At 72.4% G+C, this 20,501-nt stretch carries 20 protein-coding genes; 12 read left to right on the forward strand and 8 right to left on the reverse strand.

Annotation, left to right across the window (positions count from 1 at the left end):
* Positions 1–93: 93 nt before the first annotated feature.
* A complete protein-coding gene (locus ACZ5XZ_RS21850) occupies positions 94–777 on the reverse strand; it encodes a FadR/GntR family transcriptional regulator (RefSeq protein WP_468980463.1) in 684 nt (227 codons plus the stop codon).
* 221 nt (positions 778–998) lie between these two features.
* Here ACZ5XZ_RS21850 and ACZ5XZ_RS21855 point away from each other — a divergent pair, with 221 nt between their 5' ends.
* A complete protein-coding gene (locus ACZ5XZ_RS21855) occupies positions 999–1,976 on the forward strand; it encodes a dihydrodipicolinate synthase family protein (RefSeq protein ID WP_468980466.1) in 978 nt (325 codons plus the stop codon).
* A gap of 92 nt (positions 1,977–2,068) precedes the next feature.
* Entirely contained in the window at positions 2,069–2,701 is a 633-nt protein-coding gene (locus tag ACZ5XZ_RS21860; protein ID WP_468980468.1) for a hypothetical protein, read from the forward strand.
* Between the two features lie 41 nt (positions 2,702–2,742).
* Here ACZ5XZ_RS21860 and ACZ5XZ_RS21865 read toward each other — a convergent pair whose 3' ends face one another.
* Positions 2,743–2,994, reverse strand: coding sequence for a hypothetical protein (locus ACZ5XZ_RS21865; RefSeq protein WP_468980471.1), 252 nt, complete (start codon positions 2,992–2,994; stop codon positions 2,743–2,745).
* A 65-nt stretch (positions 2,995–3,059) separates the two neighbouring features.
* Between ACZ5XZ_RS21865 and map the strand changes: the two genes are divergently transcribed.
* From map to ACZ5XZ_RS21895, 6 genes are all read left to right on the forward strand, one after another.
* On the forward strand, positions 3,060–3,917 hold the full coding sequence (gene map, locus ACZ5XZ_RS21870; RefSeq protein ID WP_468980473.1) for a type I methionyl aminopeptidase: 858 nt from the start codon (positions 3,060–3,062) through the stop codon (positions 3,915–3,917).
* A 273-nt stretch (positions 3,918–4,190) separates the two neighbouring features.
* On the forward strand, positions 4,191–4,889 hold the full coding sequence (locus ACZ5XZ_RS21875; protein ID WP_468980476.1) for a biliverdin-producing heme oxygenase: 699 nt from the start codon (positions 4,191–4,193) through the stop codon (positions 4,887–4,889).
* 439 nt (positions 4,890–5,328) lie between these two features.
* Positions 5,329–6,483 (forward strand): iron uptake system protein EfeO, encoded by a 1,155-nt coding sequence (gene efeO, locus ACZ5XZ_RS21880; RefSeq protein ID WP_468980478.1) that lies wholly within the window; start codon positions 5,329–5,331, stop codon positions 6,481–6,483.
* A gap of 27 nt (positions 6,484–6,510) precedes the next feature.
* On the forward strand, positions 6,511–7,860 hold the full coding sequence (gene efeB / locus ACZ5XZ_RS21885; protein WP_468980481.1) for an iron uptake transporter deferrochelatase/peroxidase subunit: 1,350 nt from the start codon (positions 6,511–6,513) through the stop codon (positions 7,858–7,860).
* A gap of 69 nt (positions 7,861–7,929) precedes the next feature.
* On the forward strand, positions 7,930–8,922 hold the full coding sequence (gene efeU, locus ACZ5XZ_RS21890; RefSeq protein WP_468980483.1) for an iron uptake transporter permease EfeU: 993 nt from the start codon (positions 7,930–7,932) through the stop codon (positions 8,920–8,922).
* Positions 8,819–9,784, forward strand: coding sequence for an SCO2278 family lipoprotein (locus ACZ5XZ_RS21895; RefSeq protein WP_468980548.1), 966 nt, complete (start codon positions 8,819–8,821; stop codon positions 9,782–9,784). Before efeU ends, ACZ5XZ_RS21895 begins: the two co-directional genes overlap by 104 nt.
* Before the next feature lie 64 nt (positions 9,785–9,848).
* On the opposite strand, the gene ACZ5XZ_RS21900 is transcribed toward ACZ5XZ_RS21895, so the two are convergent.
* Both ACZ5XZ_RS21900 and ACZ5XZ_RS21905 read right to left on the reverse strand, forming a co-directional pair.
* Positions 9,849–10,601: a bifunctional DNA primase/polymerase gene (locus ACZ5XZ_RS21900; protein ID WP_468980486.1), complete on the reverse strand. Its 753-nt coding sequence runs from the start codon at positions 10,599–10,601 to the stop codon at positions 9,849–9,851.
* A gap of 163 nt (positions 10,602–10,764) precedes the next feature.
* A complete protein-coding gene (locus tag ACZ5XZ_RS21905) occupies positions 10,765–11,364 on the reverse strand; it encodes a TetR/AcrR family transcriptional regulator (RefSeq protein ID WP_468980487.1) in 600 nt (199 codons plus the stop codon).
* Positions 11,365–11,495: 131 nt separating this feature from the next.
* Here ACZ5XZ_RS21905 and ACZ5XZ_RS21910 point away from each other — a divergent pair, with 131 nt between their 5' ends.
* Complete coding sequence (locus ACZ5XZ_RS21910; RefSeq protein ID WP_468980490.1) at positions 11,496–11,672, forward strand: DUF6243 family protein; 177 nt, start codon at positions 11,496–11,498, stop codon at positions 11,670–11,672.
* A 1-nt stretch (position 11,673) separates the two neighbouring features.
* On the opposite strand, the gene ACZ5XZ_RS21915 is transcribed toward ACZ5XZ_RS21910, so the two are convergent.
* From ACZ5XZ_RS21915 to ACZ5XZ_RS21930, 4 genes are all read right to left on the reverse strand, one after another.
* Positions 11,674–12,630 carry a small ribosomal subunit Rsm22 family protein gene (locus ACZ5XZ_RS21915; RefSeq protein WP_468980493.1) on the reverse strand — a complete coding sequence of 319 codons (957 nt, stop codon included), beginning with the start codon at positions 12,628–12,630 and terminating at the stop codon, positions 11,674–11,676.
* 75 nt (positions 12,631–12,705) lie between these two features.
* The gene (locus tag ACZ5XZ_RS21920; RefSeq protein WP_468980550.1) at positions 12,706–13,761 is read right to left on the reverse strand and encodes a serine hydrolase domain-containing protein; all 1,056 of its coding nucleotides are present in this window, start codon (positions 13,759–13,761) and stop codon (positions 12,706–12,708) included.
* Positions 13,762–13,844: 83 nt separating this feature from the next.
* Positions 13,845–15,158 carry a Bcr/CflA family multidrug efflux MFS transporter gene (locus ACZ5XZ_RS21925; RefSeq protein WP_468980496.1) on the reverse strand — a complete coding sequence of 438 codons (1,314 nt, stop codon included), beginning with the start codon at positions 15,156–15,158 and terminating at the stop codon, positions 13,845–13,847.
* A 268-nt stretch (positions 15,159–15,426) separates the two neighbouring features.
* The gene (locus ACZ5XZ_RS21930) at positions 15,427–17,058 is read right to left on the reverse strand and encodes an alkaline phosphatase D family protein (protein ID WP_468980498.1); all 1,632 of its coding nucleotides are present in this window, start codon (positions 17,056–17,058) and stop codon (positions 15,427–15,429) included.
* Between the two features lie 175 nt (positions 17,059–17,233).
* Between ACZ5XZ_RS21930 and ACZ5XZ_RS21935 the strand changes: the two genes are divergently transcribed.
* The 3 genes from ACZ5XZ_RS21935 to ACZ5XZ_RS21945 all read left to right on the forward strand — a co-directional run bounded on the left by ACZ5XZ_RS21935 (position 17,234) and on the right by ACZ5XZ_RS21945 (position 20,423).
* Entirely contained in the window at positions 17,234–18,145 is a 912-nt protein-coding gene (locus ACZ5XZ_RS21935) for a DUF4429 domain-containing protein (protein WP_468980501.1), read from the forward strand.
* A gap of 41 nt (positions 18,146–18,186) precedes the next feature.
* Positions 18,187–19,122, forward strand: a complete 936-nt coding sequence (locus ACZ5XZ_RS21940; protein WP_468980503.1) for an SDR family oxidoreductase — start codon at positions 18,187–18,189, stop codon at positions 19,120–19,122.
* A gap of 248 nt (positions 19,123–19,370) precedes the next feature.
* Positions 19,371–20,423 carry a trypsin-like serine peptidase gene (locus ACZ5XZ_RS21945; RefSeq protein ID WP_468980505.1) on the forward strand — a complete coding sequence of 351 codons (1,053 nt, stop codon included), beginning with the start codon at positions 19,371–19,373 and terminating at the stop codon, positions 20,421–20,423.
* The last annotated feature ends 78 nt before the right edge of the window (positions 20,424–20,501 follow it).

Raw genomic sequence — 20,501 nt, forward strand, 5'->3', positions numbered from 1 at the left:
GCACATGGCGCCTTTCCGTGTCGGCAAAGACACTCCCGACGCAGCATGAAATCCCGGTGAACGGGGCGAATGGGACAGGGCCTCGGACAGACCCTAGTCTGCGAGCCGGTGCCGGATCCCGTCGAAGTGCCGGTGTATCGCCTCCACCGCGCGGTCCGCGTCGCGGGCCTCCAGCGCTGCCACGATCTCCCGGTGCTGACGGTAGGTCACCTCCGGGTCCGGAAGGGCGTCGGACAGGTCCTCGCGCACCCGGCGCAGGGCCGCCCAGAAGGCGTCCAGCACCTCGCTCAGCAGGTGGTTGCCCAGGGAGCGGTAGAGGGCGAGATGGAACGCCCGGTCGGTGGCGCTGTGCACCATGCCGCCGCGCGCCTCCTCCGCCATCCGCTGCACCAGCCCCTTGAGGACCGTGAGGTCCTCGGCGGGCAGGGTGCGCGCGACGGTGCCGATCAGGCCCGCCTCCAGGGCCTCGCGGACCTCCATCAGCTCGTACAGGCTCGACTCGCCCTGGTGGTGGCGGACCGCCGCACGGAAGGCGACGCCCTCGACGAACGGCTCCAGGGTGAGCGGGCCGACATAGGTGCCGAAGCCGTGCCGGATCTCCACGATGCGCATGGCCTGCAGCGCCTTCAGCGCCTCGCGCACCGAGTTGCGGCTGACGTCGAGCAGGCCGACGAGTTCGGCCTCGGTGGGCAGCGGGTCGCCCGGCACCAGCCCGCCCTGCAGGATCAACTGCTTGATCTGCGCCTGCACATCCTCGGACATCGTCCCTCGCGCCATGGACTCTTCCTCTCCCGCAACCGCGTCTGCCGTGCCGCCGACCCTCCCCCACGCTCCTGAGGAGCAGGGGGCACCCCTGTCCGACCCGCCCCACCCGGGACCGCACATCCTTGACCGACCGCCTGTGAACAGGTCTATTGTGCTCCGACATAGGACATCCCATGTCCCATGTCCGGCGACATCGGTCACCACCCGTCCGACATCGGAGACCCGGAGCCCCCATGGCACTGCCCACCCCCCTCCACGGCGTCATCCCCCCGGTCTGCACCCCGCTCGACCCGCGCGGCGAGGTCGACACCGCCTCCCTGACCCGCCTGGTCGACCACCTCGTCGACGGCGGTGTGCACGGGCTGTTCGCCCTCGGCTCCACCAGCGAGGTCGCCTACCTGACCGACGCCCAGCGCGCCACGGCCCTGGAAGCGGTGCTCAAGGCCGCGGACGGCCGGGTGCCGGTGCTCGCCGGCACCATCGACACCACCACCCCGCGGGTCCTCGACCACGCCCGCACCGCCGCCGGCCTGGGCGCCGACGCCCTGGTCGCCACCGCTCCCTTCTACACCCGCACCCACCCCCGGGAGATCGCCGCCCACTTCCGGCACCTGCGCACGGCCGTGGACCTCCCCCTGCTCGCGTACGACATCCCGACGGCCGTCCACAGCAAGCTGACGCCCGCGCTGGTCTTCGAGCTGGCCGTGGACGGCACCCTTGCCGGGCTCAAGGACAGCAGCGGCGACGAGGGCTCGTTGCGCCGGCTGATCGTGGCGCTCGGCGGCCGCACCGCCCGCCGCACCGGCCCCGCCCCCGGCTTCTCGATCCTCACCGGCTCCGAACTGACCGCGGACGCCGCTTTGTTGGCGGGCGCCGACGGCGTCGTCCCCGGCCTCGGCAACGTCGACCCGGCGGGCTACGTACGCCTCTACGACGCGGCCCGGTCCGGCGACTGGGAGCGGGCCGCCGCCGAACAGGAGCGCCTGGCCGCCCTGTTCTCGATGATCGACGCCGGCCCGGAGAGCGAGATGGGCCGCAGCTCCTCCGCACTGGGCGCCTTCAAGGCGGCCCTCCACCTCCTCGGCGTGATCGAGCGGGGCGCCACCGCACTCCCGCAACTGCCGCTGAACGAGGGGTCGGTGCGGGAGGTCGGGCGGCTGCTCACCGAGGCCGGTCTGCCACTGTCCCAGGACGACCAGCGGCCCGGTTGAGGGCCCCGCGGAAGGGCGCCTCAAGTCCCGTACGGGTGACAGCCGTTGAAACCGAAACCAGGAAGCGCCGCCCTGCGGCAGGATGCCGTGCCATGGATGCCGTAAGGGTCGCGCTGTTGCGTGAGGTGCTCGCCGGGACGGAGTGGGTCCAGGCCACCCGCAGGTTCGCCGGGTCGCTGCGGGCCGCGGTCGCACCGCACGGCGGCGGGCTGCTGCTGGTCGGCAGCGCCGGCTACGAGCCCTGGCATCTGGCCGCCCATCTGGACGACGAGGCCGCCTGGTCGGGCCTGCCGGAGCTGTCGCCGACGCTGGTGCGCCACCGCGTCCCCGGCGGTGCGCCGACCCACCTGGCGGTGGGGCTCGGACGGCTGGCGGCGGCCGGGCGGGGCGAGACGCTGCTGATCGTCACACCGGGGCAGCCGGGCGCCGGGCTGCTGGAGCGGGTGCACGACGCCCGTCGCAACGGCGCGACGGTGCTCGCGCTGGACGGCGGCGACCGCGATCTGCACGCCCTGGCCCATGACGCGCTCGCCGCGCCGGCGGCGGCCCCGCCCGAGGGCGGTACCGGCACCCCCGCGGACCTCGACCTCGACACCGTCCAGCATCTGGTGAGCGCGGCCGCCGGCGAGAACAGCCTGCCCGCCCCCCGCCGGCACCGCCGCTTCCGCGACCGGCTGGCCCGGCTCGCCGACGCGCTGACGGAGCCGCCACCCCCGCGGTGGTAGGACACCGCGGGGGTGGCGCGGGCCCCGGTCCGGGCGTCGCGCTACGCGTCCTCGCCCGCGCCGCCCTTGCCCTTCGACCGCCCGGGGTCCATGTCGTGCCACTTCGGGTCGGTCTCCCACTCCAGGTTCCGCTCCTTGGCGGTCTCCATGGCGTGCGCGGCCTCCTCGCGGGTGGCGTACGGGCCGAAGCGGTCGGCGGCGCGGCACTCGGGACCCTCCTCGACCCTGTGGTGCCGGAGGCAGTAGTACCACTCACCCGGCTTACCGACCGTCCGCCTCTTGAACAGCGCCATTGCCGCCTCCTGTGGGTGTTCCGTGTCACCATCCTGCCCGACGGCCCGCGGATACACTCGCTGGCATGTCTGGCCAGTCGCTTCTTGTCCCGGGGAAGATCTCCCCCACCCGCCCCGTCCCCGCCTCGATCCCGCGCCCCGAGTACGTCGGGAAGGACGCGCCCACGCCCTATACGGGCCCCGAGGTGCAGGACGCCGAAACGATCGAGCGGATGCGGATCGCCGGCCGGATCGCCGCACAGGCGATGGCGGAGGCCGCCAAGCTGATCGAGCCCGGTGTGACGACCGACGAACTCGACCGGGTCGCCCACGAGTTCATGTGCGACCACGGCGCCTACCCGTCCACCCTCGGCTACCGCGGGTTCCCCAAGTCCCTGTGCTCCTCGCTCAACGAGGTCATCTGCCACGGCATCCCGGACTCCACCGTCCTCAAGGACGGCGACATCGTGAACCTGGACGTCACCGCGTACATCAACGGCGTGCACGGCGACAACAACGCCACCTACCTGTGCGGCGACGTGGACGAGGAGTCCAAGCTGCTGGTGGAGCGGACCCGCGAGGCGCTCCAGCGCGCGATCAAGGCGGTCAAGCCGGGCCGTCAGATCAACATCATCGGCCGGGTCATCGAGTCGTACGCCAAGCGCTTCGGCTACGGGGTGGTCCGTGACTTCACCGGTCACGGCATCAACTCCTCCTTCCACTCCGGCCTGATCGTTCCGCACTACGACAGCCCGCACCACACCACCGACATCAAGCCCGGCATGACCTTCACCATCGAGCCGATGCTGACGCTGGGCACGCACGAGTACGACATGTGGGACGACGGCTGGACCGTGGTGACCAAGGACCGCAAGCGGACCGCGCAGTTCGAGCACACGCTGGTCGTGACGGAGACCGGGACGGAGATCCTCACGCTTCCCTGAGCGGAGGCGGGCCCGGGTGAGTGAAGGGCGACGGGGCGCGGCCTCGCGGGGCCCGTTCCGGCCGTGGGGCACATTTTACCGACAGCGCGTCGGGAACAGGGGTAGCCTGGTTACCGACAGGACGTCGGGAACGGGTTGACTTAGGCAAGCCTAAGTAGTTAGGTGACCCCAAGCGTCAGCGGCTCAGCGGAGTCCCTGCTCCCGTCTTCCCCCAAGCTCTCAACTTACGTTCGAGCAGGGGGGACCCCCATCCTCGGTCCCCGGAGGTCCGCCTTGGCAGCGTCCAGCCCGACCAACCCGACCCCGCCCACTCCGTCCGCTCCCGCCACGCCGTTCTCGACGGTCATCCGCACGGCGTCCCACGAGCAGCACACGGAGGCCGAGAACTCCTCGTTCATGAGCGACCTCCTCGGCGGCAGGCTGGGCGTCACGGCCTACCGGCGCTACACCGAGCAGCTGTGGTTCGTCTACCGCGCGCTGGAGGGCGCCTCCGAGGCGCTCGCCGACGATCCGGTCGCGGGCCCCTTCATCCGCCCGGAGCTGGCCCGCACCGCCGAGCTGGAGCGCGACCTCGCCCACCTCGGCGGGGCGGCCTGGCGCGACGGCCTGGAGCCGCTGCCGGCCACCGCCGCCTACGCCGACCGCGTGGCGGTCTGCGCCCGCGACTGGCCGGCCGGCTACGTGGCCCACCACTACACGCGCTACCTCGGCGATCTCTCCGGCGGCCAGATCATCCGCGGCACCGCCGAGAAGACCTGGGGCTTCGCCCGCAAGGGCGACGGGGTGCGGTTCTACGTCTTCGCGGACATAGCCAACCCCGCCGCCTTCAAGCGCGAGTACCGCATGCTGCTGGACGCGCTGCCGGTGGACGACCTGGAGAAGCAGCGGGTGGTCGACGAGTGCAAGCGCGCGTTCCGCCTGAACAGCGCGGTCTTCAGGGAGTTGGGCGAGCAGTTCCCGCTGAGCGCGTAGCGCGGGCGAGCCCGGGGCCTCCGAGTTCGCCGCCCGGTCCAGCTGCCCGCCGGAGAGCGTACGGACCGCCGCCGTACGGCCCGCGGCCCGCGCCCCGGCGGTCGGCAGCAGTGCCCCCATGGCGCCGGCCGGCAGTGCCGCGCCGAGTGCGACGGCGAGCATCCGGACCAGCCCGCGGCGCGGCCACGGACCGGAATACCGCCGGTCATGCCCCGTCGCGAGACGTGACCCTTACCTTGACCGTGCCTTGACGGTTCCGTGACCGGGCATGTGTCAATCCGTAATCGGGCCGTTGTTCATGAGAGCGGGATCACTGGACAGGGTGGGCAGGAGAAGGTAAGCCTCAGATAAGTTAGGGCCGCCTTAGTGGCGACCCTAACGTCTGTCTACCCTTCCCGTACGTCGTTTTTCGTACATCCGAGCCCGCTGGGAGCCCCGTATGCGAGCCCTTCGCCCCTCCGCCGTCGCCGCCATCGCCGCGGTCGCGGCAGTCACCGCCGTCGCCGGCTGCGCCGCGAAGAGCGACGGCAAGGCAGGCGGTGGCAAGGGCACGATCGAGGTGACCGCGACCGACTCCAGCTGTGAGCTCTCCACCAAGGAGTTCCCCGCCGGACACGTCCGCTTCGCGGTGCAGAACAAGGGCTCCAAGGTCACCGAGGTGTACGTCTACGCGCCCGGCGACCGCATCGTGACGGAGCGGGAGAACATCGGGCCCGGCACCCGCACGGAGATCACCGCCGAGGTCAAGGCCGGTTCGTACGAAATCGCCTGCAAGCCGGGCATGAAGGGCGACGGGATCCGGCAGAAGGTGACCGCCAGCGGCAAGGCCACCACCGTCAAGCGCGACCCCAAGCTGGACGCCGCGGTCGCCGCGTACCGCAAGTACGCCCAGGAGCAGGCCGACCAGACCCTCCCGAAGGCGCAGAAGTTCGCCGACGCGGTCAAGGCCGGCGACTTGGAGGAGGCGAAGAAGACCTACGCCGTCTCGCGGGTCGGCTGGGAGCGCACCGAGCCGGTCGCCGAGTCGTTCGGTGACATCGACCCCAAGGTCGATCTGCGCGAGGACGGCCTGAAGAAGGGCCAGAAGTGGACCGGCTGGCACAAGCTGGAGAAGTCCCTGTGGGAGGAGAAGAAGATCTCCGGGGACGACAAGAAGCTCGCCGACCAGCTGATGAAGGACCTGAAGGACTGGCAGAAGCGGGTCGGCAAGGCCGAGATCACCCCGACCAGCATGGCCAACGGCGCCAAGGAACTGCTCGACGAGGTGGCCACCGGCAAGGTCACCGGTGAGGAAGAGCGCTACAGCCACACCGACCTGGTCGACTTCCAGGGCAACGTCGAGGGCGCCGAGAAGGCCTACCAGCTGCTGAAGCCGGTCGCCGCCAAGAACGAGCCGGCGCTGGCCAAGGAGCTGGACAAGCAGTTCAAGGCGATCCACGCACGGCTCGAGGCGCACCGCGACGACAAGTCCGCCGACGGCTTCGTCTCCTACAACACGGTCGGCAAGAGCGAGCGCAAGGAACTCTCCGACGGCGTCAACGCGCTGGCCGAGCCGCTGTCGAAGCTGGCCGCCGCCGTGGCCGTCGCCAAGTAGTCCGCCGCCAGGCCACAGGGGGTCACGATGACGCACGACAACAACACCACCGGCGCCCAGGACGAGCGGGCCGCCGAGGACACCGCGGCCGCCGACGCCGCGGCCGCGCAGGCCACCAACGGGCGGGCGCCCTCCCGGCGTTCGCTGCTGGGCTGGGGCGGCGCGGGACTGGCGCTCGGCGCGGTCGCGGCCGGTGGTACGGCGGCGGCGCTGCGCGCCGGCGGGGACGTCCAGCCGGCCGCCGCGGACGCGACCGCGGGTGCCGCGGTCCCCTTCCACGGCAAGCACCAGGCCGGTATCGCCACCGCCGTCCAGGACCGGCTGCACTTCGCCGCGTTCGATGTCACCACCGACGACCGCGACGAGCTGATCGCGCTGCTCAAGGACTGGACGAAGGCCGCGGCGCGGATGACGGCCGGGGACGCGGTCGGCGACGGCGCGGTCGGCGGGCTTGCGGAGGCGCCGCCGGACGACACCGGCGAGGCGCTCGGCCTGCCGCCGTCCCGGCTCACCCTGACCTTCGGCATCGGCCCGACGCTGTTCGAGAAGGACGGCAAGGACCGCTTCGGCCTCAAGGCCCGCCGGCCCGCGGCGCTGACCGAGCTGCCGCAGTTCCCCGGCGACAACCTCGACAAGACGCGCAGCGGCGGCGATCTGTGCGTCCAGGCCTGCGCGGACGACCCGCAGGTCGCGGTGCACGCGATCCGCAACCTGGCCCGGATCGGCTTCGGCAAGATAGCCATCCGCTGGTCGCAGCTCGGCTTCGGCAAGACCTCCTCCACGACGCCGGAGGCCCAGACGCCGCGCAACATGATGGGCTTCAAGGACGGCACCCGGAACATCGCGGGCACCGACAGCGCCGCGCTGGCCAAGCACGTGTGGGTCGGCGAGGGCGACGAGAAGGGCGCGGCCGGCTGGATGGCCGGCGGCTCCTACCTCGTCGCGCGCCGGATCCGGATGCACATCGAGACCTGGGACCGCACCTCGCTCCAGGAGCAGGAGGACATCTTCGGCCGGAACAAGGGCGAGGGCGCCGCGGTCGGCAAGAAGAACGAGCGGGACGAGCCGCATCTGAAGTCGATGCTCCCGACCGCCCACGTGCGCCTGGCACACCCGGACTCCAACCACGGTGTGCGCATCCTGCGCCGCGGCTACTCCTTCACCGACGGCACGGACGGTCTGGGCCGGCTCGACGCGGGGTTGTTCTTCCTCGCCTACCAGCGGGACGTGCGCGAGGGCTTCGTCCCCCTGCAGCGGAGGCTGGCGGCCGACGACGCGCTCAACGAGTACATCCAGCACGTCGGTTCCGCGCTCTTCGCGGTGCCGCCGGGCGTCCGCGACGCCGACGACTGGTGGGGCCGGGAGCTCTTCGCCTGACGCCGCCGGCGCCGAAGAGCCGCGCCGGAAAGAAGACTGCCGCCGTATGAAGGAAGGGAAGGCCCCGACGTGTTGGGCAACTACCTGATCGGTCTGCGCGAGGGCCTGGAAGCCAGCCTCGTCGTCTGCATCCTGATCGCCTATCTGGTCAAGACCGGGAGGCGGACGGCGCTGCGCCCGGTCTGGCTCGGTATCGCGCTCGCCGTGGTGCTGTCGTTCGGGTTCGGGGCCGCCCTCCAGTTCGGCTCGCAGACCCTGACCTTCAAGGCGCAGGAGGCGCTCGGCGGCTCGCTGTCCGTCGTCGCGGTGTGCCTGGTGACGTGGATGGTCTTCTGGATGCGGCGTACCGCGCGGCACCTGAAGCAGGAGCTGCAGGGGAAGCTGGACGCGGCGCTGCAGATGGGCACCGCGGCGCTGGTGGTCACCGCGTTCCTGTCGGTGGGCCGCGAGGGCCTGGAGACCGCGCTGTTCATCTGGACCGCCGCCCAGTCCGCGAACGACGGCGTACGGCCGCTGGTCGGGGCGCTGCTGGGGCTGCTGACCGCCGTCCTGATGGGCTGGCTGTTCTACCGCGGCGCGGTCCGGATCAACCTCGCGAAGTTCTTCACCTGGACCGGCGGGATGCTGGTGGTGGTCGCGGCCGGCGTGCTGGCGTACGGCTTCCACGATCTGCAGGAGGCCGAATTCCTGCCGGGGCTTGGCAGCAAGGCGTTCGACGTCAGCGAGCAGATCCCGGCCGACAGCTGGTACGGCACGCTGCTCAAGGGCGTCTTCAACTTCCAGCCGGACCCGACCGTCCTCCAGGTCACGGTGTGGGCTCTGTATCTGATCCCCACGCTTTTGTTCTTCCTCGCCCCGGGTAGGGTGTCGCCGAATCGTGCCACCCCGGCGGCCGCCCAGTCCGCCCCGGTCGCCCCGAAGGAGCCCGAGCCCCATGACACGCAGGTCGCCGTTCCGGGTGCCCGTAACTCTGACGTCGGCAGCGACGGCGCTGCTGATACTGAGCGGGTGCATGACGGTGCACGGCGAGAGGGAGATGCTGCCGGCGGTGTCGAAGGCTGAGGGCGCCAAGGCGCTCGACCGCTTCGCCGCCGGCTTCAACAAGGCCAACCGCCTGCTGGATCCGAAGCTGAACCCCTCCTTCGAGGCGGGCCCGCTGCTCGCCATCGACCAGGCCGGGATAAAGGCGGCGCACGCGCTCCGGCCGCAGGGCAACCCGGGCTTCCCCCCGCTGGCGTTCAAGGACGCGCACTTCACCGTGCCCAAGCAGAAGGGCTGGCCGAAGTACTTCCTCGCGGACGCGCTCAGCAACCGCAAGGACGCCAGGGGGCACAACACCCGCTGGTTCCTGGTGTTCGGCCGCGACGACCTCGACGAGAAGTGGCGCGCGCAGTACTTCGCGCAGTTCGCCGGGAACAAGGCACCGCAGCTGAAGACGGACGAGGACGGCTACGCGGAGGCGGTGCCCGCCGGTGCGAAGTCGGGCCTCACCGTGGACCCGGGCAAGCTGAGCCGCCGCTACGCGGACTATCTCAACACGGGCAAGGGCAGCACCTTCGCGTCCGGACCGAACACCGACGGCTGGCGGGAGCAGCGCGCCAAGGACTCCCACCAGCTCGGCGCGCGGATCCTGTGGGAGGACACCGCCTCGGAGGCGCCGCCGGTGGCGCTGCGGACGGCGGACGGCGGTGCGCTGGTGTTCTTCTCGACCTTCTACCACCAGCAGAAGACGGTCTCCGAGGGGTCGGTGATCACGGTGCCGGCCGGTCTGCAGGGCCTCGTCGAGGGCCCGCAGAAGAAGACCAACCGGATGGCCTTCACCACGGTCTCGTCCCAGGCGGTCACGGTGCCGGCCAAGGGGTCCGGCGAGAAGGTCGTCTTCCTCAACCGGCGCGAGGGCAAGACCTCGGTCAAGCCTCAGTAGGGCGGCCGACGCCGAAGGGGCCGACGGGGTGATCCCGGCGGCCCCTTCGGTGTGCGGAGCGGGGTCAGCGGCCGATCGGCCAGGCCGCCGTCTCGTGGTAGGGCTCGCGGTCGGTGCGGTCGTGGAACTCGGCGCAGGCGTCGGTCAGCGACTCCAGCAGCGTCAGCGGGTCGGGCAGCGGCAGCTCGGGGCCGCGCAGCCAGGTCACCGCGGGCTGCTCGCCGGGCAGCGCCGAGGGCGGCAGGAGTACGTAGCTGCCGCGACAGTGCCAGCGCAGGCCCGGGTGCTCCTCCAGGGTCTCGGGGTGGCAGTCCAGCTCGCAGGGCCACCACTCGTCCTCGTCGTCCGGGGTGCCGCGGGTGGCGGTGAAGAACAGCATCCGGCCGTCGCCGAAGCCGGCGCCGCTGAGCGTGATCGGCCCCACCTCGATGCCCGCCGCCTCCAGTCGCCCCAGGGCGCTGCGGCCCGCCTCGACGGGGACGTCGAGCACGTCGTGGGCGATGCCGGTGGCGGTGATGAAGTTGGCCTGCGGGAGGGTGCGGACCCAGGCGGCGACCGCGTCGCGGTCGGTGGTGGCGACGGTCTGCCAGCCGAAGGAGATGGGATGTCGGCCCGGGGTGGGACAGCCGACGCGTTCACAGGAACAGCCGTAGCCGGAGGGGTGTGCTGCCGGGGCGACGGGGAAGCCCGCGTCGGCCGCGGCCAGCAGCAGGTCCTCGCGGCCGCGCGCGGCCGCCGATCCCGTGTCCGTATCGCCGCCGTCCGATCCGCTCTTCGGCCGGCGCAGCCACTGGGAGAACCTGCTCTTGCGTTCCATCTATCCCCTCACTTCGAGCGGTGGTCTGGGATCAATGCTGCCACCATCCTGCGCTTCGGGTGACCGGTGTGGGGATCCGGGGTGAACTGAGAACGGGCGAATACCGGCAATCCATACCATCGGCGACAGGTCGCCGGCCTCGCCCGCCGCCCGCCCGGCGTGGTCAGTCGCGGGGTCGCAGACCACGCAGTACCTGGTCGACAAGGGTGTCGACGAACTCGTAGGTCAATTCGCCGGTGCGCATCAACCAGCGCTGTGAGAAGGGACTCAACACCATCTCGGCGGCCAGCCGTACATCGATGTCGGCGGCCACCTCGCCCGCCTCCTGGGCGGCCCGCAGCCGTTCGACGTAGACCCGGATGCCGGGCTCCAGCAGCCGGCCGACGAAGGTGCGGGAGAGCTCCTCGTCGCCGGCGCCGGCCGCCGCGAGGGCGCGGTAGGGGGCCTGGAACGCCGGGTCGTTGAACTCGTCGGCGGTCGCCCGCAGCACGAACTTCAGGTCGGCGGCCAGGTCGCCGGTGTCCGGGAGGCCCTTTTCGTAGTCCTCGTCGGCGCCGGCGGTGAACGCGTCCAGCAGGACCGCGGCCTTGGAGGGCCACCAGCGGTAGATCGTCTGCTTGCCGACCCCGGCCCGGGAGGCGATGCCCTCGATCGTGAGTTTCTCGTAGCCGACCTCACCGACGAGGGCGAGGGCGGCATCGAAGATCGCGCGGCGGGAGCGTTCGCTGCGGCGGGAGGCGTCGGGTGCGCTTTTGTTGGCCATGGCGCGGAGTCTAGCGAGAAAGAGGCGAGACGTATCGTCTTGACGAGACGCTACGTCTCGGTTCATAGTGGTGGACATCAAGCGAGACGGACCGTCTCGCAGGAAGTGGTCGGCGAAGAGAGGGGATCCCCATGAGCAAGGGCAACGCGGGCGGAATGCTGGGCGTCGGAGGCACTCGGAGCAAGCTCTCGCGCGGTGCGCTGCGGGGCGCCGGCGGCGGTGCCCGTGGTGGCCACGGGCAGCCGGATGCGCAGGACCGGCGCCGCGAGCTGCTCCGCAGGTTCCAGGAGCGGTCCCGGAAGGAGTGACCTACGAGCGGGCCCAGTCGTCGCCCCACGAGGCGTCGCGGGCCGCGCGGTAGCGGTCGCCGTGCCGCTTGGTGACCGTGGCGCGCTCCAGGCCGTCGTCGACCGTGCACAGCTCCAGCAGGACCTGGCCCTTGCGCAGCTGGGGCTTGCGGACGATGCGGGCGGCGGCCGGGGCGGCGTCGAGGGCGGTGGCGGCCACGTAGCTGAACTTCTCGTCCTCGTACGGCAGGGAGCCGCCCTTGACCTGGCGGTGCAGGGAGGAGCGGCTGACCCGGGCGGAGAAGTGGCACCAGTCTTCCCCGGGGACGATGGGGCAGGTGTCGCTGTGCGGGCAGGGGGCGACGATCCGCAGGCCGGCCTCGACGAGCTGGGTGCGGGCCTCTCGGATGCGCAGGTAGCCGTCGGGCGTGCCGGGCTCGATGAGGACGACGCTCTGGGCGGCGGCGGCCGCGGCGACGACGGCGCGGCGGTCCTCGGGGCGGAGTTCGCCGAGGACGTAGGAGACCGTCACGAGGTCCGTACCGGCGGGGAGGGCGAGGCCCTCGCCGAGGGTCCGGCGCTGCCAGTCGGTGTCCGGCAGGACGCCGGCGGCCAGTTCGGCACCCAGGTCGAGGGCGGGCTGGGCCCAGTCCCAGACGGTGCTGTGGTGGCCTTCCCAGGTGGCGGCGGTGGCCCAGGTCGCGGCGCCGGTGCCGCCGCCGATGTCGATGTGGGTGGCCGGGGACCAGTCGGGGACCCGGGCTGCGAAGGCGGCCAGCGCGGCCCGTACGGCTTCGAAGGTGGCCGGCATGCGGTAGGCGGCGTACGCGGCCACGTCCGCGCGGTCGCGCAGGACCGGGGCGTCGGTGGGGGTGCGTCCCCGGTAGTTGGCGATCAGGCGGTCCACCGCCTGCGCGGCCTGCTTGGGCGGCAGGCCGTCGAGCAGGCCGGCCAGTGCGGCGCGCAGTTCCTCGTGCATTGAAGGAATTCTACGGGGGCCCGGGCGCACTCCCCCGCACCCGAACGGCCCCGGGGACGCCCTGCCCGCCGTGCCTCAGACGGCCCCCACCACGGCCCTGGCCAGGCGGGTGGCGGCCGCGGCGCGCGGGGCGCTGCCGCTGATCCGGCGGCGGGGGTGGACGGTGTTCGCCAGCAGGATCAGGAAGGTGTCGGTGGCGCGGTCGACGACCAGGCTGGTGCCGGTGAAGCCGGTGTGCCCGGCCGCGCCGCGGCCCGCCAACTCGCCCATGAAGTACGGCTGGTCGATGCCGAAGCCGAGGCCGGGCGGGTCGAGCAGCGCGGCGACCGCGCCGGCACCCAGGATCCTGGCGGAGCCGTAGGCGCCGCCGTTGAGCAGCGTGCGGCACAGCACGGCGAGGTCCTGGGCGGTGGAGAACAGGCCCGCGTGACCGGCTACACCGCCCAGCGCCCAGGCGTTCTCGTCGTGCACCTCGCCGCGGATCATGCCGCGGTCCGCCTTGGCCCAGGGGCGCCGCTGGTCCTCCGTCGCCGCCACACCGGGCGGCGCCAGCGGGCCGTAGGAGGTGCTGGACATCCCCAGCGGGCCGGTGATGCCCTCGTGGACCAGGGCGTCCAGGCGCCGTCCGGTCAGCTGCTCCAGGATCAGCTGGAGGGAGATCAGGTTCACGTCGGAGTAGAGGTAGCTGGTGTCGGGGCGGCCGGTGGGGGCGGCCGCCTCCCGCCACAGCAGCTCCAGCTGGGCGGCGCGGTCGCGGCGTTCGTAGAAGGGCAGCTCGGGGGCGAGCCCGGAGGTGTGGGTGAGCAGCTGGCGGACGGTGATGCCGGGGGCGAAGGCCGGCAGATGGGCCTTGACCTGGTCGTTGAGCACCAGGCGGCCGCGCTCGACCTGCTGGATCGCGACGATGGCGGTGAAGAGCTTGCTGAGCGAGGCGAGGTCGAAGACGGTGCCGGCCCGCATCGGCTCCCACTGCTCGCGGGGCAGATCCAGCCCCCGGTCCTGCTCGGGGTCGTAGGCCCGGTAGCGGTGCGCCCAGCCCGCGGCGGCCTCGGCGACCACGACCGGCCCGCGGCCGGCCAGCACCACGGCCCCCGGGCACCACGGCGGCCGGCCGTCGGGCAGCGCCCGCACACCGCGCACCAGCCTTTCCACCCAGGCCGGGTCCAGCCCCGCCTGGGTCGGCGTGCCGTAGGTGAGTCTCGGTGCCTTCAGGGTCAGGTCCTCTCGCCCGCGCTCGGGGTGCTCTCCTTCCTACGCTGCCACGGGCGGCACATTCCCAGGAAGCTGACGAGCGCCGAAACGGCGCATACCAGCTGCACGAGGGCCATCGGGACGGCCGTGTGCTCGCCCGCGACGCCCACCAGCGGGGAGGCCACCGAGCCCAGCAGGAAGGTCGAGGTGCCCAGCAGCGCGGAGGCGGAGCCGGCCGCGTGCGGGGTGCGCAGCAGGGCGAGGGTGTTGGCGTTCGGCAGGACCAGGCCCATGCCGGCCATCAGGACGAAGAGACCGGCGGCCATCGGGGCCAGGCCCACCGTGCCGAGGACGCCGGCGGACATCAGCAGCAGTCCGCCCGCGGCGAGGGCGATCAGCGCCAGGCCACAGCCCAGCACCTTCTGCATGCTGACCCGGCCGACCAGCAGCTTTCCGTTGATCTGGCCGGCGAGGACCAGGCCGACGGAGTTCAGGCCGAAGAGCAGGCTGAAGGTCTGCGGGGACGCGCCGTAGATCTCCTGGACGACGAACGGCGAGGCCGAGATGTAGGCGAAGAGCGCGGCGAAGGCGAAGGCGCCGGCGAGCAGGTAGCCGGTGAAGTCCCGGTCGGCGAGCAGATCGCGCATGGTGCGCAGGGTCTGGCCGAGGCCGCCGGGGTGCCGCCGTTCGGGTGGCAGGGTCTCCGGCAGCGTGCGCCAGACCAGGAGGGTGAGCGCCGCGCCGACCCCGGTCAGGACGACGAAGACGCCGCGCCAGTCGGTGATCTGGAGGATCTGGCCGCCGATGAGCGGGGCGACGACCGGTGCCACGCCGGAGATCAGCATGAGGGTGGAGAAGAAGCGGGCCATCGCGTCGCCGTCGTAGAGGTCGCGGACCACCGCCCGCGCGATGACGATGCCGGCGGCGCCGGCCAGGCCCTGCAGCAGGCGGAAGGCGATGAGGAAGGCGACGTCGGTGGCCACCGCGCACAGGGCGGTGGCCAGGACGTAGATCACCATGCCGGCCAGCAGCGGGCGGCGGCGGCCCCACTTGTCGCTCATCGGGCCGACGATCATCTGGCCCAGCGCCATGCCCGCCAGGCAGGTGGTGAGGGTGAGCTGGATGGTGGCGGCCGGGCTGTGCAGGGCCGCGGTGACCTGCGGCAGGGCCGGCAGGTACATGTCCATGGAGAGCGGCGCGAGCGCCGTGAGGCCACCGAGGACGAGGGTGACGAGGAGGCCGGTGCGGCGGGACGCGGCGGATGCTGCCGGCGCGCCCCGCCCGGCTATGGCGGGCGAGTCCTGGGTCTCGGCCGTGCTGGGGCCGGGCTCCGTCATGAGCGTCTCCATGGGTCGTTGCTGACCGAACCATGGTGTCATGCACGCGGCCGATACCGGCCGGTTCCGGGCCGGTCCCATCGACCTAGGGCCTGTCCGATGGGTCAGGGTCGATAAGGCCGCGGCGTCTGGTGCGGTGCATCGCAAGGCGCCGGAGCGTCTCGATAGCGGAGCTATCGGGACGTTTCGGCAACGCCGCGAGGTGCCGTGCCAGACGCCGCGGCCTCGGCCCTGACCCATCGGACAGGCCCTAGGACCAACGTCCCGCTCAGGCGGTCTTCAGGCCCGGATCGCCCGCCTCGGAGACGAAGGACGCGGCGGTGGCCACCGGCGCCCCGGGGGTGGTGACGGCGGACACCGTCCGGTAGTCGGCGCGCGCGGTGTCCTGGTCCAGGGTGACGGTCACATAGCCGCGCCGGCCGTTGTAGAACTTCAGGTGCGGGTTGGCGGCCATGTAGGTGGCCCAGTTGGCGGGCTTGTCGGCGCCGTCCTTGCCGCTGGCGATCGAGGTGGTGACGAACTCCACCCCCGCGGTGCGCGAGTCGGGGTCCTTGAAGTCCTTCTTGATGTCGAAGGCGTAGTGGACGTGCACATCGCCGGTGAGCACGACGAGGTTGTCCACACCGGCCGACTCCGCGCCCGCCAGCACCCGGGCGCGGGAGGCCGCGTAGCCATCCCAGGCGTCCATGCTGACCTGGTAGCCCGGACCGGTGGCGTTGCGCCGCTCGGAGAAGGTGACCTGCTGGGGCACGACGTTCCAGCGGGCGGTGGACTGCCGCCAGCCGTCGATCAGCCAGCGCTCCTGGGCGGCGCCGGTGAGGGTCCGCCTGGGGTCCTCGGACTCGGAGCCCGGCGTGTGCCAGCCGTCCCCGTAGGCCTGGTCGGAGCGGTACTGGCGGGTGTCGAGGATGTCGAACTGGGCGAGCTGACCGAACTGCAGGCGCCGGTAGAGCCGGGCGTCGGGACCGTTGGGCCGCTGCGGGCGGCGCAGCGGCTGGTTCTCCCAGTACGCGCGGTAGGCGGCGGCCCGGCGGACGAGGAACTCGGCGGGCGGGAGGTTGTCCTCGCTGATGTCGGAGGCGTAGTTGTTCTCCACCTCGTGGTCGTCCCAGGTGACGATGAAGGGGTGCGCGGCGTGGGCGGCCCGCAGGTCCGGGTCGGACCGGTAGAGGGCGTAGCGCAGCCGGTAGTCCTCCAGCGTGACCGTCTCGCGGTTGAAGAGCGCGGGCAGCTTGCGGTCGGTGTAGTTGCGGGCCCCGCCGGTCGCGCCGACCGGGTACTCGTAGAGGTAGTCGCCGAGGTGGAAGACCACGTCGAGGTCCTCCTGCGCCAGGTGCCGGTAGGCCGTGAAGTAGCCGTCGTGGTAGGCCTGGCAGGAGACCGCGGCGAGCTTCAGCTCGGAGATCCGGGCGCCGCGGGCGGGCGCGGTGCGGGTGCGGCCGACGGGGCTGATCCAGCTGCCGACGCGGAAGCGGTAGTAGTAGACGCGGTCGGGCGCGAGGCCGGTGGGCTCGATGTGCACGGAGTGGTTGAACTCCGGGTGCGCGTCGGCCCGGCCGCGGCCGGCCAGCCGGGTGAAGCGCTCGTCGTAGGCGACTTCCCAGCGGACGGTGACTCTGGCGTTCGGCATGCCGTTGTTCGGCTCGTACGGGCGCGGTGCGAGGCGGGTCCACAGCACGACGGAGCCGGGCTGCGGGTCGCCGGAGGCGACGCCGAGGGTGAAGGGGTTCTCGGTGATCTGGCGGGTGTCGGCCTCGGCGGCGTACGCCGCGCCGGCGCCCGGGAGGTTGGTCGCGAAGGCGAGGGCGGCGGCGGCCCCGGTGGCGGTGAGGAAGCGGCGCCGGCCGACGTGCGCCGCGGCGGCCCGGATCTGCTGCTCGTACGCTGCTGGGTGCGTCATCTGACCCTCCCCTGATGGCGGTTGTCGCCCACGATTGGAGTGCCCCGGGACGGCGCCGCGCTGTCCCGTGTACGACGCATGCATGACAGCTGGATGATGGTTGGGCCCGGACCGGACGCCGCTGGACAATCACGGCATCCGCCCTCCGCGACCGGGCCTCCGTAGGATGCGCTGCATGGCTGAACTGATGGTGCGGGACGGCACCTGGAGCTTCGACAGCGAGCGCGTGCGCATCGTGCCGGGCCGCGAGCGCGGGGTGCACAAACTGCGTCAGGACCTCGGCGAGTTCACGGTGCCGCTGGCCGCGCTGGCCGGCCTCGCCTACGAGCCGGCCCGCAAGGGCGGCCGGCTGCGACTGCGGCTGCGGGCCGGCGCCGACCCGCTGCTGCAGGTCACCGGCGGCGGTCTGCCGGACGACGCGAACCCGTACCAGATCGCCGTGGACCCCGGGCGGGTCGAGGTCGCCGAGTACTTCGTGGACGCGGTGCGCCAGGCCCTGATGTTGGAGCAGATACCGGACGGGCCCTGCGACCGCTATCTGCTGCCCGGCCCCTCGGTACCCCTGTCGGCCGCCGGGGTGGACGGCCTCGCCACCTTCGACGGCGAACGGGTGCAGATCGAATGGCGCTGGAACACCAGCGAGACCAAGCGGCATTGGGGCCCCCGGGACTTCGCGCTGGCCGACCTGGCGGCGGTGGAGTGGCGGGCCGCCGCGGGCCTGGAGTCCGGCTACCTCCGCTTCCGTACGCACGGGGGGACCGAGCACCTCAAGCCGGAGCACGACCCCAACTCGATCGAGCTGTGGGGCTTCAAGAAGGAGAGCGGCACGACGGCACTGCTGGCGGCGGCGGTGGCGGCACGGCTGCCGCACCCGTCGGGCGACGGCGCGCCGAAGCCGGCCGCGGCGGCCCCGGCACTCGCCCCGCCCGCCCAGGAGACGGCCGGCGCCGCCCCCGCCGAGGACCATGACGCGCTGCTGCGCCGGCTGCGGGAACTGGGCGAGCTGCACCGCGACGGCATCCTGACCGAGGCGGAGTTCACCGCCGCGAAGGCGGCCGTCCTTCAGCGCTTCCACACCGGCGGCTGAGTCGCCCGGTCCGCTCCCCGTACGGCGTTTACGCTGCCGCCATGGCACAGAACACAGAGCGGGCACGGGCAGCACAGGCAACGCCGACGGCACGGGCCGGGCAGGTGGGTGGGACGGCCACCGCGCCCCGGCCCACACTGCCGGCGCCCTCCTCACCGGCCGGGCAGAGCCCGCAGACGGCAGCGGTGCCGCAGGAGGCACGGCGGGGCGGGGCGGCGCCCCGGAAGGTGGCGGTGGTGACCGGCGCCGGTTCCGGCATCGGCCGGGCGGTCGCCCATGCGCTGATCGCCGAGGACTGGTCGGTGGTACTGGCCGGGCGGCGCGCCGAGGCGCTGGCGGAGACCGCCCGCCTGGTGGGACTCACCGATATCAACAGCCCCACGGTCATGACGGTGCCGACCGACGTCACCCGCCCCGACCAGGTCGACGCGCTCTTCGCGGCCGTACAGGACCGCTTCAACCACCTCGACCTGCTCTTCAACAACGCCGGCACCTTCGGCCGAGCGGTACCGCTGGAGGAGCTGTCCTACGACGACTGGCGCACGGTGGTCGAGGTGAACCTCACCGGCTCCTTCCTCTGCGCCCAGGCCGCGTTCCGCGCCATGAAGGCCCAGGACCCGCAGGGCGGACGGATCATCAACAACGGCTCGATCTCCGCCCATGCGCCCCGGCCGAACTCCATCGCCTACACCGCCACCAAGCATGCGATGACCGGCCTGACCAAGTCGCTGTCCCTGGACGGGCGTCCGTACCGGATCGCCTGCGGACAGATCGACATCGGCAACGCGGCGACCGAGATGACCGGCCGGATGCAGACCGGCATCCTGCAGGCGAACGGCCAGACGGCCGTCGAGCCGGTGATGGACGCGGCGGACGTCGCCCGTACGGTCGTCCACATGGCGGCGCTGCCGTTGGAGGCCAATGTGCAGTTCGCGACGGTTCTGGCGACGAACATGCCGTACATCGGGCGGGGTTGAGGTGCCCGCCCCACGGGTCTCTCGCAGGTGCCGGACGGGGCCGCCGCTGCCGTGACCGGCCCCGCTCGGCCGCCCTCCGGTGCCCGCCCGCCGGCATCGATCCCCGTACGACCCCTGCCCTCCCGCCGCTTCCGGTGGCACGCTTACCTCGGATCCGCACCACTCGTCTGCCGGGCCGCCCCCGCGCGGCCCCATCCCCCGCGGCCGCGCGCGCCCCGCCTCGCGCGGCCCCGCAGAAGGAGTTACGCGTGAGACGAACCGTTCGCGGCATACCGGCAGTTCACGGCATACCCGCGGCGCACCCCGCGCGCAGGTCCCGGGCCGCCCTCGGCGCCCTGACGGCCGCCGGTACGCTGCTCGCCCTGCTGCTCCCCACCGGCTCGGCCGGCGCCGCCACCCCGCCCGGCTCCCACCGCTCCCCCGCCCCGCAGACCGCCGCCGACGCCTTCTGGACCGCGAGCCGGATGCGCTCGGCCGCTCCCCTGGACCTGGCCGCACCGGCGAAGGGCGCCCTGACCACCGCGGTTCCGCGCAGCGCCCCCTTCAAGGTGCCGCCCACCCTCCCCACGCTCCCTCAGCTCCCGAAGGTGCCCTCGCTCCCCTCGCTGCTGCCCGGGGTGCTCCCCCAGGCCGGCGGGCCCTGGACCGGCGGCGGCGCGGTCACCAAGACGGCGGGCCGGGTGTTCTTCACCTACCAGGGCCGCAACGCCTCCTGCTCCGGCGACGCGGTGACCAGCGGCAACAAGAGCACGGTGCTCACCGCCGGACACTGCGTGAAGCTGCAGGGCAACTGGCACACCAACTGGGTCTTCGTCCCTGGCTACCACGACGGCCAGGCCCCGTACGGCAAGTGGCCGGCCGCCAAGACCCTCTCCACCCCGCAGTGGACGGCCAGCGAGGACATCAACTACGACGTCGGCGCGGCGGTCGTCGCCCCGCTCGACGGCAAGAAGCTCACCGACGTCGTCGGCGGCCAGGGCCTGTCCTTCAACTCCGGCTACAACAAGGCGATGTACGCCTTCGGCTACCCGGCGGCCGCCCCGTACGACGGCAGCAAGCTGATCTACTGCAGCGGCAACACCATCAAGGACCCGCTGTTCTCCAAAGACCACGGGCTGTCCTGCAACATGACCGGCGGCTCCAGCGGCGGCCCCTGGTTCACCTCGTTCGACGAGAAGACCGGCACCGGCCTGCAGGCCTCGGTGAACAGCTTCGGCTACCAGTTCCTGCCCGACACGATGTTCGGCCCGTACTTCGGCGACGACGCCAAGAACCTCTACGAAAAGGCCCAGACGAGCTGAGCCGGACCTCCTGAGCCGTACGGCCCCGGCCCGTGCCCCGGGGCCGTCCGGACCCCGTCCGGACCCCGTCCGGACGCC

This window comes from Streptomyces sp. NPDC033270, assembly GCF_055576575.1.